The 16859-nt window shown below is 55.4% G+C and carries 11 protein-coding genes and 2 pseudogenes; 3 read left to right on the top strand and 10 right to left on the bottom strand.

Going from position 1 to position 16859, the window contains the following annotated elements; all coding sequences use genetic code 11:
• The first annotated feature begins 9 nt into the window (after positions 1–9).
• Together HB779_RS00395 and HB779_RS00390 are read left to right on the top strand one after the other, a co-directional pair.
• A complete protein-coding gene (locus tag HB779_RS00395) occupies positions 10–3063 on the top strand; it encodes an aminotransferase class III-fold pyridoxal phosphate-dependent enzyme (RefSeq protein WP_188342392.1) in 3054 nt (1017 codons plus the stop codon).
• Between the two features lie 90 nt (positions 3064–3153).
• Positions 3154–4169: pseudogene (locus tag HB779_RS00390) on the top strand (amino acid ABC transporter substrate-binding protein).
• Between the two features lie 90 nt (positions 4170–4259).
• Here HB779_RS00390 and HB779_RS00385 read toward each other — a convergent pair.
• The 8 genes from HB779_RS00385 to HB779_RS00350 all read right to left on the bottom strand — a co-directional run bounded on the left by HB779_RS00385 (position 4260) and on the right by HB779_RS00350 (position 13586).
• Positions 4260–5810 carry an MDR family MFS transporter gene (locus HB779_RS00385; RefSeq protein WP_188342391.1) on the bottom strand — a complete coding sequence of 517 codons (1551 nt, stop codon included), beginning with the start codon at positions 5808–5810 and terminating at the stop codon, positions 4260–4262.
• Positions 5803–7023: an HlyD family secretion protein gene (locus HB779_RS00380; protein ID WP_188342390.1), complete on the bottom strand. Its 1221-nt coding sequence runs from the start codon at positions 7021–7023 to the stop codon at positions 5803–5805. The genes HB779_RS00385 and HB779_RS00380 overlap by 8 nt, the downstream gene beginning before the upstream one ends.
• Positions 7016–7480: a MarR family winged helix-turn-helix transcriptional regulator gene (locus tag HB779_RS00375; RefSeq protein WP_188342389.1), complete on the bottom strand. Its 465-nt coding sequence runs from the start codon at positions 7478–7480 to the stop codon at positions 7016–7018. The genes HB779_RS00380 and HB779_RS00375 overlap by 8 nt, the downstream gene beginning before the upstream one ends.
• Positions 7481–7755: 275 nt before the next feature.
• A complete protein-coding gene (locus HB779_RS00370; RefSeq protein ID WP_188342388.1) occupies positions 7756–8604 on the bottom strand; it encodes a ferredoxin--NADP reductase in 849 nt (282 codons plus the stop codon).
• Positions 8605–8829: 225 nt separating this feature from the next.
• A complete protein-coding gene (locus HB779_RS00365; RefSeq protein WP_188342387.1) occupies positions 8830–9798 on the bottom strand; it encodes an ABC transporter permease in 969 nt (322 codons plus the stop codon).
• Between the two features lie 52 nt (positions 9799–9850).
• Entirely contained in the window at positions 9851–11425 is a 1575-nt protein-coding gene (locus HB779_RS00360; protein ID WP_188342386.1) for a sugar ABC transporter ATP-binding protein, read from the bottom strand.
• A gap of 48 nt (positions 11426–11473) precedes the next feature.
• Positions 11474–12466, bottom strand: coding sequence for an ABC transporter substrate-binding protein (locus tag HB779_RS00355; RefSeq protein WP_188342385.1), 993 nt, complete (start codon positions 12464–12466; stop codon positions 11474–11476).
• A 133-nt stretch (positions 12467–12599) separates the two neighbouring features.
• Entirely contained in the window at positions 12600–13586 is a 987-nt protein-coding gene (locus tag HB779_RS00350) for an aldo/keto reductase (RefSeq protein WP_188342384.1), read from the bottom strand.
• A gap of 167 nt (positions 13587–13753) precedes the next feature.
• Here HB779_RS00350 and HB779_RS00345 point away from each other — a divergent pair, with 167 nt between their 5' ends.
• On the top strand, positions 13754–14665 hold the full coding sequence (locus HB779_RS00345) for a GntR family transcriptional regulator (protein WP_188342383.1): 912 nt from the start codon (positions 13754–13756) through the stop codon (positions 14663–14665).
• On the opposite strand, the gene HB779_RS00340 is transcribed toward HB779_RS00345, so the two are convergent.
• Positions 14662–15387 carry a response regulator transcription factor gene (locus HB779_RS00340; RefSeq protein ID WP_188342382.1) on the bottom strand — a complete coding sequence of 242 codons (726 nt, stop codon included), beginning with the start codon at positions 15385–15387 and terminating at the stop codon, positions 14662–14664. The two genes, HB779_RS00345 and HB779_RS00340, sit on opposite strands and share 4 nt — an antisense overlap.
• Positions 15388–15397: 10 nt before the next feature.
• Positions 15398–16626: pseudogene (locus HB779_RS00335) on the bottom strand (GAF domain-containing sensor histidine kinase).
• Positions 16627–16859 lie beyond the last annotated feature (233 nt).

The following is a 16859-nucleotide window of genomic DNA, read 5'->3' as shown; positions in this document are numbered from 1 at the left end:
AGCTGTTGCATGATCAATCTATCCCATCCGGCACCGTCATTTTCGAATGCGGAAGCACTTTCCATTGCCAGGGAGCATTTTGGCATTGAAGGCCGGATCAGTTCTCTTGCCAGCGAGCGCGATCAGAATTTCAAGATCGATGCAGCGGATGGGTCCACGTGGATATTGAAGGCAGTCAACTCCAGCGAGCCCAAAGATCAAAGCGATTTTCAAACGGCTTTGCTCGATCATCTCGAGATCAACGCACCTGATATGGCTGTTCCCAGATTACGCCGGACACGATCAGGGCAGGCTCTGGCGCAGGCTCAATCTGGAACTGGCGAGCAGCATTTCATCCGCATGGTTTCCTGGCAGGAGGGCGATCCCTTGGCTGAGCGGGACCGTACGCCGGAGGTGTTACAGGATCTGGGCCGGATGCTCGGTCGGCTCGATAAGGCAATGCAGGGTTTTATGCATGCCGGAGCACTCAGGACATTCGACTGGGATATCCGGTCCGCCGGTCTTTCGCGCCAACGCTTGAAATACATCGACAGTGCCGATGACCGCGCGCTTCTGACCCGTTTCATCGACCAGTTTGATATTCATGTCGCCCCGCGACTACCGATGTTGCGGGCAGCTATCATTCATAATGACGCCAATGACTGGAATGTACTGGTCAAATCCGATGATCCAAAGCAAGTCGCCGGATTGATTGATTTTGGCGATGCGCTGCACAGCGTTCTGATTGCCGAAGTTGCTGTTGCCTGCGCCTATTCCATTCTGGATTTGGAAGACCCTATTGGTGCAGCGGCGAGCATCGCGGCTGGGTTTCACGGTGAGTATCCGCTGCACGAGCAGGAACTCGATCTGCTGTTCGATCTGATCGCCATGCGGTTGGTAACAAGTGTCACTCTCTCGGCGCAGCGCAAGGAAAAGACCGGCGACAACCCCTATCTTGCAATCAGCGAAGCACCGGCTTGGGCGCTGCTTCGCAGGCTCGATTCTATCAATCGCGGCTTTGCGACTGCGATTTTCAGACAGGCATGCGGGTTTGACACGGTGACAGGCGCTAAATCTGTTGCGCGATGGATCGAGCACAACAACAGGTCCTTTGCTTCGATCCTGGCAAAACACCCGGCAACCCTCAGCAAGGGACTGGTTCCCTATCATGATCCAGAGAACCCGATGACGGTGCATTCCGCGTCGCGGGAACCTGACAAGGCCACACAATGGTGGGACGATCACTGCGCGAAGAATGATGTCGAACTTGGCATCGGGCCGTGGGGCGAAGAGCGCTCTGTCTATACGGGCGCAATGTTTGAATCCCGGTTTGTCAAAGGTGAACGGCGCACGCGGCATTTGGGACTTGATCTGTTTCTGCCGGCAGGCACCAAACTCTTCACGCCCATTGCAGCGACGGTCAAAGAAGTCGTCATTGAAGACGATCCGCTTGGCTATGGTTGCCTGATCAAACTTGAGCATAGGCCTGAAGGATGTCCGCCCTTCGTAACGCTTTGGGGACATATGGCGCATGAAGCTATGCGGCGGCTTCATTCGGGCCAACAACTGCAGGCGGGTGACATCGTGGGTGAGATGGGAGCGCCTGCCGAGAACGGCGGCTGGGCACCACATCTCCATCTGCAATTGTCCGTGGATACAACATTGTCAGCGACGGACATATTGGGCGTTGGTGAAGAGCGTTATCTCCCGGTTTGGGCCGAGCTTTTTCCTGATCCAATGCATTTTGCCGGATTGCCTGTTGAGACGTTTCATCAGACTGGTCGCAGCAAGGATGCCATTGTTGCAGCACGCAAAGCCTCGCTTCTGCCGAATCTCTCGATCTCCTATTCCGAGCCGATCAAGTTTGTGCGGGGCGATGGCGCATGGCTGATTGATGATCGCGGACGGGCCTATCTCGATTGCTTCAACAATGTTTGCCATCTCGGCCATGCACATCCGGATGTGGTGGATGCACTGGCGCGGCAGGCCGGATTGCTCAACACAAACACGCGCTATCTGCACGACAACATCATTACCTATGCCGAACGGTTGACTGCCACGCTGCCGGGCGATCTGGCGGTTGCAACATTTGCCTGTTCCGGCAGCGAAGCCAACAGTCTGATGCTGCGCATGATGCGCGCCCATACGGGGCGCGAAGAGGCCATCGTGCTTGACTGGGCCTATCACGGTACCACGCAGGAATTGATTGATCTCAGCCCTTACAAATACAAGCGCAAGGGCGGCAAAGGCAGACCGTCGCATGTGTATGAGGCGATCATTCCGGACAGTTACCGTGCGCCTGAGGATTGGCCGCGCGAAGAGATTGCCAAACGTTATGCTAAGAATATTGCCGAGCAGATTGAATTGATGCGCAAGGCCGGCAAAGCACCGGGACTGTTTCTGGCGGAGTCCATTCCCAGTGTCGCCGGACAAGTGTTCCTGCCGGACGGCTATCTGAAAGAGGTCTACGCAATGGTCCGTGCCGCTGGCGGCATCTGTGCAGCCGATGAGGTGCAGGTGGGTTTCGGCCGTGTCGGCAGCCATTGGTGGGCGTTCGAGACGCAGGATGTGGTGCCGGACATCGTCACTATGGGCAAGCCAATCGGTAATGGTCATCCAATGGCGGCTGTGGTGACGACGCGCGAGATCGCAGCATCCTTCAATAATGGCATGGAATACTTCAATACATTTGGCGGCAATCCAGTATCCTGTGCCGTGGGCCTCGCTGTGCTCGACGTGATTGAACGGGACAATCTGCGGCGCAATGCACTGGACATCGGCAACTATCTCCTGACGCGATTTGAGAAGATGAAAGCGCGCTATGATGTCATTGGTGATGTGCGTGGGCAGGGTCTGTTCCTTGGTATCGAACTTGTAAGCGACCGGAAGACCAAGCAGCCGGCTACCGACATCGCGCGTAAAATCAACAATGGTGCAAAGCAACGCGGTATCCTCATGGGTACCGAGGGACCGCACGACAATATCCTGAAACTGCGTCCGCCCATGATCTTCAGCCGGGAAAATGCGGATTATCTCATTGATGTGTTGGAGGACACGTTTGAGGCAGTTCTGTCGGCTCAGTGACAGGGAATAGCAGGTACGAAAACTTTAACGCCCTGATGTGCGTCAGGCGCGCAGGCACTGTATTGCTCAATGAAAACAAGGGAGAACACAATGAAACGGATTTCTATTGCTGCTTTGCTGCTGGCGTCAGCAGCCTTCATAGTCACGCCAGCCAAGGCTGATACGCTTTCGGTCATCAAGGAACGGGGACGCGTCAATTGCGGCGTCAGCCAAGGCGTTCTCGGCTTTTCCAATGCTGATAATACGGGACAGTGGACAGGTTTCGATATTGATTTCTGCCGTGCCGTTTCATCGGCGATCTTTGGGGATGCGAGCAAGGTCAACTTCATTCCGTTGTCGACCAAGGACCGGTTTACGGCACTGCAATCCGGCGAAGCGGATCTTTTATCCCGCCAGACCACGTGGACGCTTTCGCGCGATACATCAATGGGTCTCAAGTTCGTCGGCACGGCCTATTATGACGGGCAGGGCTTCATGGTGAAAAAGTCGCTCGGCGTGAAGAGTGCCAAGGAACTGTCCGGTGCCTCGCTGTGTACGGAAACCGGGACCACGACCGAATTGAACGTTGCGGACTATTTCAAGGCCAACAATCTTACCTATGAAATCATCGCGTTTGACCGGCCTGACGAAACAATCGGCGCCCTCAACAAGGGGCGGTGCGATGTCTATACGACAGATGCATCCGCACTCTATTCGCAGCGGCTGACTTTGGCTGATCCGGACGGCTTCATGGTTCTGCCAGAGATCATTTCAAGGAACCTTTGGGACCGGCAGTACGGCAGGGTGATGACAAGTGGTTCAACATTGTCCGCTGGACGCTCTTCTCCCTGATCGAGGCCGAGGAACTGGGTGTGACCAAGGAAAACGTCGCCAAGATGTTGGAATCCGGCAATCCTTCGATCCGGCGGTTCCTGGGCGCCGAAGGCAATACAGGTGAGCCCATGGGACTTGATCAGCGCTGGGTTTATAACATCCTCTCGACCACGGGTAATTATGGCGAGATGTTCGACCGCAATCTCGGCAAGGATAGTCCGTTGAAAATCGACCGGGGCATCAATGCTTTGTGGAATGCGGGCGGACTCATGTACGCACCACCCGCGCGATAGTATCAACAGCATAAGCATTTGAGTTGCTGACAGAAAAGGGGCGGGCTGTTCATCGAACGCCCGCCCCGTTTTATGGTCCGGAGGCTCTGATCACTCCATCACGGCGCTATGATCCGGTGGTGCAGCGCTTGCGGCAGGTTTGCGCAGCAGGAAGACAAGCGGGATCGCTACGAGCGACATGATCATCAGCAGCTTGAAGTCATCCATATAAGCAATGATCGTTGCCTGCAGGGTGATCATGCCGTCAAGCGATGCGCGGCCCGCGGCCTTCAGCGGATCAAGATGCTGCATGACAGCCGGTGCATCAAACGCATGATTGAAGGGGGTAACATAAGCGGCAATCGAAGCGTGGTTGGTCTGCACATTCTCGGTGATCAGCGCCGTGACGATGGATATGCCCACACTGGAGCCGATGTTACGCGACAGATTGTAAAGCCCTGTGCCTTCGCCGCGCATGCTGGCGGGGAGCGTGGCAAAGGCAATCGTCGTCAATGGAACAAACAGAAAGCCAAGACCAGCACCCTGCACGAAGCCGACGGACACAATGGTCCATTGCGAAACATCAGGTGTCCAGCCAGTCATGTCATACATTGCCCAAGCCGTCAGCCCGAGGCCAAGTACAAGCAGCAACCGCGTATCGACCTTGCCGATCAGCCGTCCAACGATGAACATGCAGACCATCGTGCCAACACCGCGCGGGCCCATGACGATACCGGCTGTCGTGACCGGATAACCCATGAGGGTTTGCAGATAGGGCGTCATCAGCGCGAGCGAGGCAAGGTAGGTTACGCCGACAATGAAGATGAAGAACATGCTGACGGCAAAATTCCGGTCGAGAAACAGTCTTGGATTGACGAAGGATTTCTGCGCCGTGAATGTATGTGTCAGGAAGAGGTAAAAAGCGCTGAAACAGACCAGTGCCTCGATCTGGATTTCGCCTGACGAAAACCAGTCGAGCTGTTCGCCGCGATCAAGGAAAAGCTGCAATGCGGCGATGGACAGACTGAGCGTGCCAAAGCCAAACCAGTCAAGCTTGGCTTTCACCTCGCGTCCCGTTTCCGTGACAAATGCAACGATACCGGCAAAGGCCAGAAGGCCAATGGGAACATTGATGTAAAACACCCAGCGCCAGCTGATATTGTCTGTCAGCCATCCGCCGATGACAGGTCCAAGCACGGGTCCGACCATGACCGATACACCGAACAAGGCCATGGCCGAGCCGCGCTCTTCGACCGAATAGATGTCGAGCAGAATGCCTTGTGACAACGGTACGAGCGACGCGCCGAAAAAGCCCTGCAGCAGACGGAACGCGACGATCTGAGGCAGAGATTGGGCGATGCCGCACAGAACGGAAGCGATGACAAAGCCGGCAATGGCCGTCAGCAAAACGCGTTTGCGGCCAAAGCGTGCAGCGAGGAATCCCGAGGGCGGCGTCATGATCGCCGCAGCGACGATGTAGGACGTCAGCACCCAGTTGATCTGATCCGCACTGGCTGAAACGCTGCCTTGAATGTAGGGAAGCGCCACATTGGCGATAGTTGTGTCGAGCGCCTGCATGATCACGGCCAGAATGACACAGGCCGTGATCATGCCGCGATTGGCAATGGGCGCAACGCCCGGTAGCGCGATGATGTTAGACATGATCCTTGCTGCCAAAGAGTGCTTCCACAAAATGTGGCAGACCGCGTGCATGGCCAGTATCCACCTCAGCCGTCACACTCATGCCAACGCGCAAGGGTGGCTTGCCGGATAGGTCGCCAACGCTGACGAGCATGGGAATGCGCTGCACCACCTTTACCCAGTTACCTGTCGTGTTCTGCGCAGGCAAAAGTGAAAAGCTGGAGCCGGAGGCGGGGCTGATACTTGATACAGTGCCCTTCCACTCAACGCCCGGATAGGTATCGACCGTCACCGTGACCGACTGGCCCGGCTTTACATAGGTAAGCTCAGTCTCTTTCGGGCTGGCTGCCACCCACATATGCGTGGTGGAAACCAGGCTGAAGCCCGCCTGCGCTGCCTGAAGATAAGCACCCACCTGTAAGGAACTGACATTGGTGACAACGCCGTCAAAAGATGCGCGCACGGTGGTTGAATCCAGATCGTGCTGTGCCTTGTCCACGGTGGCCTTTGCGGCGAGGTAAGATGGATTCTGCTCAACGGGTTGATCGACGTCATTGCCAAGCTGGGCCAGTGTGGTGGCAGCCTGTGCCTTGGCGACATCGACCTTCTGTTGGGCCGCATCGAGGTCATGCTTGGCCTGATCGTAGGTGGCCTTGGACACGGCAGCGGTGTTGGTCAGGTCTGCCTGCCGTTGCAGGGTTTTCTGATAAAAGGGGATATCGGATTCTGCCTGCGCAATTTCCGCCAATGTCTGCTTGTAGCTGGCCTGCAGGTTCAGGATCTGGTTGCGCACCGTGCCGAGTTGCGCCTGTGCGCCTTCGAGCGCTATGCGATAGACGTCCGGATTGATGCGGAACAGGATTTGTCCCTGCTTGACGATCTCGTTGTCATGCACATCAACCGAACTGACCAGTCCGGATATATCGGTCGAGACGCCGACCATATCGGCCTGAACATAGGCATTGTCCGTGGACATGATCTGGCCGCCGGTCACATAGAAATAACCGCCGACGATGAGAGCGATGGGAAGCGCGGCAAAGAGGATTGGCCGCGCGCGGCTGCGGCGCGTTGGCACCGGTTTGATATCCGGCAGAGGCGCGGACTCCTGAGCGCGTGCTGCCGCAGGCGCTTCGGTATTTGCGTCACGCTTTTCGAGAACGGTCTTGTTCTGTTCGGGTGTGAGAGCCTTGTCTGAATTGGCGGGAATTCGGGAGTTGGGGGATCCGTCAGCCATGATGTGTCTTCCTGTCATCGACCGGTGTCTGACAGGCATCGATCAAATTGGACTTCATAAGAGTTAGAGTGCGGATAAGATGTTCCCGGTCAGCGTCCGATACGTTTGCCAGTGCTTCCGAGCGGGTAACATCGCCGATGACGCGCATATCGGCCAGATGCGGCCGGGCTTCATCGGTTAAGAACAGCAGCCAGATGCGCCGGTCGGTGGCATGACGGCGCCGTTCGATCAAATTGCGTTCCTGCAATTTGTCCAGAATGCGCACGAGCGTGATCGGCTCAATTTCAAGAATTTCCGCCAGTCCCGCCTGATGGATTCCCTCATTGTTGTTGAGGTAAGCCAAGGTCTGCCACTGTGACCGGGTTAGGCCAAAGGACTTTGCCCGCTGCTCAAACCGTTTACGCAACAGCCGAGCAACGTCATGCAGCAGAAAGCCAAGAGTGGGCGTGTTATTCATGATACGAGATTTAAAACTCATAAGGATGCTTATTACATTGAACCATATAGCATGTGCCCTCATGAGTTTGAAGAGGCAGGTTGCCACAGGTTTGCAGGCTCCTGCCAAAACAGCGGCCGAAAGCGGATAAAGGCTTGCTGTGCCTGAATTTTCCGGAATTTCACAAATCAGTGAGCGCATCGTCCGTGGCATGTTTGATGAACCACACAAAGAAAACCCGGCTCAATCCTTCATGGATCGAGCCGGGTATATTCTTTCAAAATTCGTCTTGGGTCTTAACCGACGAATGCGCGCTCGACGACATAGGTCGCCGGGTTGTTGTTCGCGCCTTCGACAAGCCCGAATGATTCCAGCACGGCTTTCGTGTCGTAGATCATGTGCATGGAACCGCAAATCATGCCGCGATCGGTTTCAGGATCGATTGGAGGCAAACCGAGGTCACTGAAAAGCTTGCCGCTTTTCATAAGATCGGTGATGCGTCCCATATGGGTGAATGTTTCGCGGGTCGTCGTCGTATAAAGCCGCAGGCTGTCTGCTGCAAACTCGCCGATCAGCGGATCATCCTTGATGCCTTCGACCATTTCCGTGATGTACTTCAACTCAGCCACATCGCGGCAGGTCTGAACCAGAATGACTTCTTCGAATTTTTCGTAGGTTTCCGGATCGCGGATCAGGCTGGCAAAAGGCGCAACGCCGGTGCCGGTCGACAGCATATAGAGTCGCTTGCCGGGAAGCAGCGCATCGAGAACGAGCGTACCCGTCGACTTCTTGCGCAAAAGGACAGTGTCGCCCTTTTTGATCTTTTGCAGATGTTCGGTCAGCGGTCCGTTTTCCACTTTGATGGAAAAGAACTCGACTTCTTCATCCCAAGACGGGCTGGCGATGGAATAGGCGCGATAAACCGGCTTCTCAGCATTGGGCAGACCGATCATGACAAACTCGCCGGAACGGAAGCGGAAGCTGGCTGGCCGGGTGATGCGAAAGCGGAACAGGCGATCCGTATAATGGCGTACCTCCGTAACGGTTTCGGCAAACACATTGTCCGGAATAGGAAAAGCAACCGGTGCTGAAACCTCGTTGGTTTCAAGAACGTTTGTTGCTGTCGCAGTCGCTGATGCAGTCATCCCTGGCTCTCTCGCTTGATACGTCATATCAACACATGAAAAGAGCCGGGCGTTGCTCTGTTCACTATTCAATTCTTTACCGGCGCAAAAAGCCTGCCGGAACACTGGTTTTGGCCAGCGAGCCTTATGTAATGGGATGCGCGGAATATGCAATGCCTGATATTGCAAGGCAGATCAGCAAATGTGCGATTGCTGATCCCGGTTGAGCCCTGATCTGGCGGCGGTCTATCTCCGGCGGCGGCGCAACTGGTCGAAATAAACGATCACGATAATAAGAACGCCGGTGATGACGCGCTGCCAGAACGAATTGACGTTGAGAAGGTTCGCACCATTGTTGATCGTTGCCAGAATGAAAGCGCCGAGCAGCGGCCCGTGAATGGAACCAACGGCTCCGAACAGGCTGGTGCCGCCGATAACGGACGAAGCGATAGCCTGCAATTCCCAGCCTTCCGCCTGTGTGGCGTTGCCGATGCCAATACGCGAGGCAAGCAACAGGCCGACGAACGATGCGCAGACAGCAGACAATGTGTAGGCGAGATAAATGGTGCCTTTCACATTGACGCCCGAAAGCCGCGATGCCTCCGCATTGGATCCAACCGAGAACAGATAACGCCCCCAACGGCTGTGGTGCAGGAAGATATAAGCGGGAATGCCAACGGCGATGACCATCCAGAAGAGATTGGGAATGCCGATGAAATCGTTGCGTGAAAATTCGGTAAAAGGGTCATTGTCGATGGAGATCGTCGCGCCGTTGGTGATCAGCAGACCGATGCCGCGGAGCGACGTAAGGGTAGCCAGCGTGATGATGAACGGCGGCAGGCCTAGACGAACGATACCGAAACCGTGAAACAGGCCGATACAGACCCCAATGGCCAGCGTGATGAGGATAGCAGCCCAGAGCGGAAAACCGTTGGCCAACAGCCAGGCGACAATAACGCTGGTGAAGCCGACGATCGCGCCGACGGAAAGATCAATGCCGCCGGTGATAATCACGAAGGTCTGGCCGATGGCGAGGATCGCAATCATCGAACCTTGCCGCAGGAGGTTGGAGATATTGTTCCCGGTCATGAAGCTCTCGGTCCAGAAGCCAAGAATGCACCAAAGCACAGCCAGCAAGGCGAACAGGGTCAGTCCGAACAGGACATTGAACCGCCGCTTGGGGGTGGTGCCAGTCTCTTTGGTTTCCAGGCTCATCAGGAAAGTTCTCCAGATAGTCGGCGCGGGTAGTAGGCCGCAGCGGAACAGATCAATTGCGTGTGGCCGGATCAGCAGCCGCTGATCCGAGTGCTTGGGTTAGAATATCTTCATGTGTCACCGATTTGTGCGGATGGCTGGCCACCAATTGGCCGCGGCGGAAAACATGCAATGTGTCGGCGAGTTCGTAGACCTCGGGCAGATAGGATGAGATCAGAATAATCCCCGCACCATTGGCAAGAAGTGTCGAGAACAGCCGGTAAATCTCGGCCTTTGTGCCCACATCCACGCCGACGGTAGGCTCGTCGAAGATGAACAGTTTGGCGCCATGATTGAGCCATTTGCCGATGACAATCTTCTGCTGATTGCCGCCCGAAAGGCTTGCAGCACTGGCGTTGCGCGAAGCCGTCTTGATGCGAAGGTCCGCGATCTGCCGATCCGCATGGCTGGATTCGTCGCGATGCGAGATCAGAAGGTTTTGGCTCAGCTGCTTGTAAATCGGCAGGTTGAGGTTAAGCGAAACGGGCAGGGAGAGGCACAATCCCTGATCACGCCGGCTTTCCGGGGCAAGCGCGATGCCGAGCTTGATTGCGTCCCGTTCGCGCTCGATCTTAACTTCCTTGCCATCCCAGAAAATAGCGCCGGATGATTTCGGATGGCGGCCAAAGATCGTTGTGACGAACTCGCTGCGTCCAGCGCCGATCAAGCCGTAGAGGCCGACGATCTCGCCTTCGCGCACGCTGATGCTGATGTCTTCAAAGCCATTGCCGGAAAGATTGCGCGTCTCCAGAATGGTCTTGCCGAAAGCATACTGGTCCTTGTGATAAATCTGCTCGATCGAGCGGTTGATCATCAGGCTGATCAACTCATTCTCGTTGGTTTCATTGATGTTGCGTGTGCCCACCAGCCTCCCGTCGCGCAGGATTGAAACGCGGTTGGCAAGTTCGAAGACTTCTTCCATGCGATGGCTGATATAGACAATGGTCACACCGCTCTGCTGCAGGCGGCGGATGAGCGCAAAGAGCTGGGCGGCTTCTTCGCGGGTGAGGTAGGCGGTCGGTTCGTCGAAAATGAGGAAGCGCGCGCCACGCGTTGCCGCACGCGCGGTTGCGATCAATTGCTGCTGACCGATGGTCAGATCACTCAAAAGGGCATGGGCAGGCAGGGCAAAACCAAGATCATCGAGGATTTTCTGAGCTTCACGCACCATGTGGCGATGCTGCAGCAGACCGAACCGGCGCCGCTCTTCACCGAGAAAGATATTTGCAGCGACCGAAAGATGCGGGCACAGTACGACTTCCTGATGCACGGCATTGATACCGTGCTGAATCGCTTCCAGCGGTGTTGACAATGCGACGGGTTCGCCGCGCCAGAATATGTCCCCTGATGTCCGGGGAATAACGCCGGTCAGGAGTTTGATCAGCGTCGATTTCCCCGCACCGTTCTCGCCGACAATGGCATGGATTTCTCCGGCCTTGAAGGCGAGATCGGCAGGTTTCAAGGCATGCGTGCCGAGATATTGTTTCTCCAGTCCGCGCAATTCGAGAATAGGCAGGTGGGCCGCCACTGCGGATATAACCTCACCCGGTCCGCTCCCGGACCGGTGCGAAATATCATGATCTGTCATGGTGGCCCCACTGATTGTTGAGCATGTCGAGACAAAGCCCGGTTGGGATCAGTTGAGCTTCGGGTTGAGCAGCTCCTGCGCGCGCGCCTCGTTCATGTTGGCTTTGGTGATCAGGTTTGCCCCTGTATCAACATTGGCTTCGGTCTTCTCGCCCTTGGATGCTGCCAAAGCGGTTTTGATGCCGTCATAGCCCATACGGTAAGGGTCCTGGACGATCAATCCGGCCAGAGTGCCGTTCGAGAGGAACTTGATCAGTTTTTCATCGCTGTCGAAGCCGATGACCTTGATCTTGTCCTGCGCCTTGTTTTCGGCAATCGCCTGACCGGCACCCTGCGCCATGATCAGGTTGGATGTGAAGATGCCGCGCAGGTTCGGATTGGCGGTAATCAGGTCGGTTGTGATGTTGAGGCCGGTCGTCGCCTGTCCATCGGCAACCTTGTCGGCAATCAGTTTGAGGCCGGGATATTTAGCGGCAAGCTGCTCTTTGAAGCCCTTGGCGCGCTGGTCGAGGGAGCCTACGCCGGGAAGCGCTGTGATCAGGGCTACATCGCCTTCAGCCTTGCCATATTTTTCCTTGATGGCGGCGGCAAGACCATCGGCTGCCACGCGTCCGCCCTGAACATTGTCCGTGGTCAGGAATGAGGTGAATGCCTTTGAGTCAGCTGCGGAATCAATGCCGATAATCTTGACGGATTTTGCCGCTTCATCGATGGGCTTGCCGAGAGCCTTGAACTCGGTCGGCGAGATGACGATGGCGGCAGGTTTGCCGGATACCGCATTCTCCAGAATGGTAATCTGGCCATTGATATCGGACTCGGCCTGAGCTCCGAGCTCGGGTACTTTGACGCCAAGATCCTTGCCTGCCTTGCGCGCGCCGGCGAGGACGATCTGCCAATAGAAAGATGTCGTGTCCTTGACGATAATTGGAATGGTAACGTCGGCGGCTTGAACCGGTGCGACAGATATCATTCCGGCAAACAGAGCAATGCCGGCGGCGCCGAGGACTGTTCTGCGATTGATATGTGTTCCCTTGGAATTCATGGTTTCGTTCCTCTCAAAGCGCCGAATTTACTGTTTATAATCCGGATTGAGAGGGCGCTTTCAATCCGCTCTTTATCGATAAAAAACATCGATGATGCGAAGCTAATTTAAATGCGTATTCTTTGCAAGCGTCTCAACGGATGGTGAATTGCTCGGCTTCTGCGTAGATGGATTCAGGTACTTTGCTGGATAAAAGCTCGATATTGCGCGTCAGGCTTGATGGTTTTGCGGTGCCGATCAGCACATTGGCAACGACCGGTTCGCGCAGCGGAAACTGAAGGGCTGCGGCCGCTAGCGGGATGTTGTGTCTGACGGCAATATTCTGCAAGGAGCGCACCCGATCCAGAACATCCTCGGATGCGGGACCATAGTCGAAATTGGCACCGTGAATCGGGCCCGTTGCCAGAATTCCCGAATTGAACACACCGCCGATCACCAGAGATATCTGCTGCTCGCGGCAGACGTCCAGCAAGCCGCGCTCAGCGGAGCGGTCGAGCAGGGAATAACGTCCGGCAAGAAGAATGCAATCAATCGGATGTTTGGCAATGACATCGAGGCAGACATCCACCTCGTTGACACCAAGCCCATAGGCGGAAATGGCGCCGGAGGATTTCAGTTCTTCAAGTGCCTTCAGTCCGCCGCCAAGAAGTTGGCCCATATAAACCGCATTCTTCGCCGCTCCGTGTGTATAGACGCCGATATCGTGCACATAGAGAATATCGATGCGGTTCAAGCCAAGGCGGGCAAAGCTGAACTCGAAGGACCGCATGATGCCGTCATAGCTGTAGTCATAGTCCACGGCGAAGGGCAGCGGCTTTACATAGGAATGATCCGGCACCTGATCCTCCGGGACAGACCGTAACAACCGGCCAACCTTGGTCGAAAGTACGTATGTGTCGCGCGGCTTGTCACGCAGGAAATCGCCGGTCCGCCGTTCCGAAAGCCCAAAACCGTAAAAGGGAGCCGTATCAAAATAGCGCAGACCAGCATCCCACGCCGCCTGCAGCGTTTCCATCGCTGCATCGCGCGTGCATTCGCGGTAAAGCCCGCCGATTGCAGCCCCGCCAAAGCCGATCTTTGTAACGGCCAGAGGCGTTTTGCCAATTTTACGGATATCCAACTGCTCCTCCCAGAACCAGTTAATGGTGAAAGCAAGGATGCGAGATGTCAATATCCGTGCAATTCGTCTTTTATCGACAAAATACATTTTGCCGTCAACGTTTATTATGGATAAAACACAATGGGCTGTGTCTGGATGGTGCTCGGTCGCACAGATGAAGAGGCAAAATGTCAAAGCAGAATACGGTGTTCAAGGAAGGCTACAATAAATGCCTTCTGCTTCTCAAGGAGGTCGAGACACTTCCTTCAGAGCCTGAACTCGGAGCAAAGCTCGGCATCAGCCGTACAACGGTTCGCGCCATCCTCGGCACCATGGTGGAGAAGGGGCTGATTGAATGGACGAAACGCAGCAAGACCGTGCTGCGCAAGCCTGTCAAAGCAGATTACTTCCCGGATGAAGAAACAGATTCTCTTTCGGAGGTCATCGAGCGCAGTTTCATGCAGCGCATTCTCGCTGGCGGCTCGCAACCCGGCATGCAAATCAACGAGCTGGAATTGGCGCGGGATATTGGTGTGGGTACATCAAGTGTGCGGGAATTCCTGATCCGCTTCAGCCGTTTTGGTCTTATCGAAAAACGCAAGAACAGCCATTGGGTCTTGAAAGGCTTTACGCGTTCATTCGCGCTTGAGTTGTTCGAAATCCGCGAAATATTTGAGCTGCGGTCGGCGGTAGCGTTCACGAAGCTGCCTGAAGACCATCCCGCGTTGCACGAACTGGATGTTCTGGAGGCGGATCACCATGTGCTGCTGCGCGATATCGAGAACCGCTATCTCGATTTTTCCGAACTGGACGAGCGCTTTCACCGGATGATCCATTCGGCCTCGCGCAATCGCTTTGTCATCGATTTCTATGACGTGATCGCGATCGTGTTTCACTACCATTATCAATGGAGAAAAGTGAACGAGCGGGCGCGCAACGCCAAGGCGCTGGAAGAGCATCTGGACTATATCAGCGCTCTGCGCTCACGCGATCCGAAGAAGGTCGATATTGCCTGCCGCAACCATTTGCGCTCAGCCCGCGAAACCCTGCTGCAATCCATGCCGGCAGAAGAATTGATCCCAGACTTTCCTGCGGTTTAGTTTCGAATATCAAGCCACTCGGCAAGCTCGGTCTCAGCGCGCTCCAGAGCATTGTAGTTCAGAAGCTTACGCAGCAATGCCACAGCGACGGCGCGTGCCCGCAGGTTGAAACGGCCTTCGTCCTGCTCATCCGATGAACTCTGGTAGACGTCGAGCTTTTCGTAGAGCTGCTGCAATCTGTTCTGGACACTGCGCAATGAAAGATTGCGGCGGCGTGCAATGGCCCGGTCTGTCAATCCCAGCGCAATATCAATCAGGATTTCGTACTCGCTGTCACTGACACCTTTTGTTTGGCCAAGACTTTTTTGCTGCATGCCGCGCACTTCGCGATCAATAACGCACTGAGCCTCAATGAAGATGCTGCGCAGAGCAAGTTTCAGCCGTTCCTCCGAAGCCGATTTGAGGACATAGCCGAAGGCGGCGCCATCCGGCACGATACGGGCAACGCCGCGCACATAGGCTTCATCCGAATAGTTCGACCAAAACAGGATGCGGGTATCCGGCCGCTCCTTCCAGATGGTCCGGGCAGCCTCGATGCCATTTCTGGTCTGCATCTGCAGGTCCATGACGATGTGAGCCGACTTGTGATCGCGCGCAAGCCTTTCCGCTTCGGTGCCGTTTTCGGCTTCAACAATGGTATCGCACTCAGGGAGGGCTGCATTCACCGCCTCGTGCAGATAGGACCGGTGCAGTGGATCGTCCTCGACAATCAGGACTTTCATCAAGGCTTCCTCACAATTGGCGCTCGCGCAGGGTGGCCAGTGGCAAATGAACAGTGACATGGGTTCCAAGATTCTCTCTGTTGGAACCAATTGAAAACTTCGCCGAAATCAGCCGTGCACGCGTTTTCATATTATTGATACCGCCGCCAGAACGCCGTCCTGTTTTCAGGCCGCAACCATCATCGATGACTTCGATGGAGATGCTGCCGCCCCGTTCGAACAGCCGCACCAAAAGATGTCTGGCGTGGGCGTGGCGAATGGCATTGTTGATGGCTTCCTGTGTGATGCGAAAGAGAGCGATCAATATGGTCTCATCGAGTTGATCAATGATCCCCTTGGTTTCGTCAATCAATTCGGTGGAAACCCCGGTACCGCTCTCACGCACCGACCGGTCGAGATGATTTTCAACGGCTTGACTGAAGCCGAAGAGCTGGAGAACCGAGGGTTTGGCATCTTCGATGATCTGCCGCAAATCCTGCATACTGTGCTGCAGGCTGCGGACAAGCGGCTCCAGCTCTTCGCCGGAGACATGCGGCTCGTGCGCCAGGCGCTCCAAACGCCGGGCAAGACGGGTCAGGTCCGCCAATGTCTGATCATGCAAATCCATGCCGATACGCTGGCGTTCCCTCTCGAGCGCTTCGGTCAAATTGAGCGCGCCAAGGCGCAGGCCTTCTTCCCGGACACGGGCTTCCGCTTCGACAATGGCCGATTGCTGTGCCTGTTCGGCGGCGCGCAAGGCGAAGAAATAGGCGGATAGAAGATCGGCAATGGAACGCGCATTCTCGACATCGTCCATGGTGTAGAGACCCGTTTGATGCGACGAACAACTAAGTGCGCCGATGATATCTCCCTCAACTTTCAGAGGTACATGGATACGGCTGCGCAGGCCCTGCTCGAACACTGGCCGGATAAAGGAACCCTTGAAATTGAAACGCGGGTCGTTGCAGGCATCATCAGTCAACTGATAGGGAACCTCGCCCAGAGAAGAGCGCGGATCGGACTGCCTGAGACAAGCGCAGGCGGGGTGTTTCCCCATGCGGTTTCGAGCCCGGTTTCATAGGCGGTGTGATATTTTCCGCCATGCATGATGATGCAGACGTCGAGATGGTCGTGGGGAATGATATGCGAAATTTCTGCTGCAACGGCGCGTATAGCCGAGCGGAACTCTAACTGACCGGCCAATAGCCGCGAAATTCCCATATAGTGATTGAGCAGCGCCGCTGGCGCCATCTTCAACATTGTTGCATCTCCCGCTGGAACTGTTTCTATCGCATCACCCACGCAGTTTCGAGTCATAGACTTTTGTCTAAATAAAGCGCCCGCTCACAGCATTTCGTCTTGCGTGATCCCGCACCATTTATCGCACAACCCGCAAAATGCCTGCCTGAATGCGCCTATACAAGTCTTGCTCCATAACTCATCTTGAAAATCTTGAGGGAGAAGAATTCGACAGGAGGAAGTCTTGGACCGGC

It is taken from the genome of Phyllobacterium sp. 628 (genome assembly GCF_014189505.1).
GTDB lineage: Bacteria > Pseudomonadota > Alphaproteobacteria > Rhizobiales > Rhizobiaceae > Phyllobacterium.
This window is presented reverse-complemented; position numbering and strand designations above follow the sequence as displayed.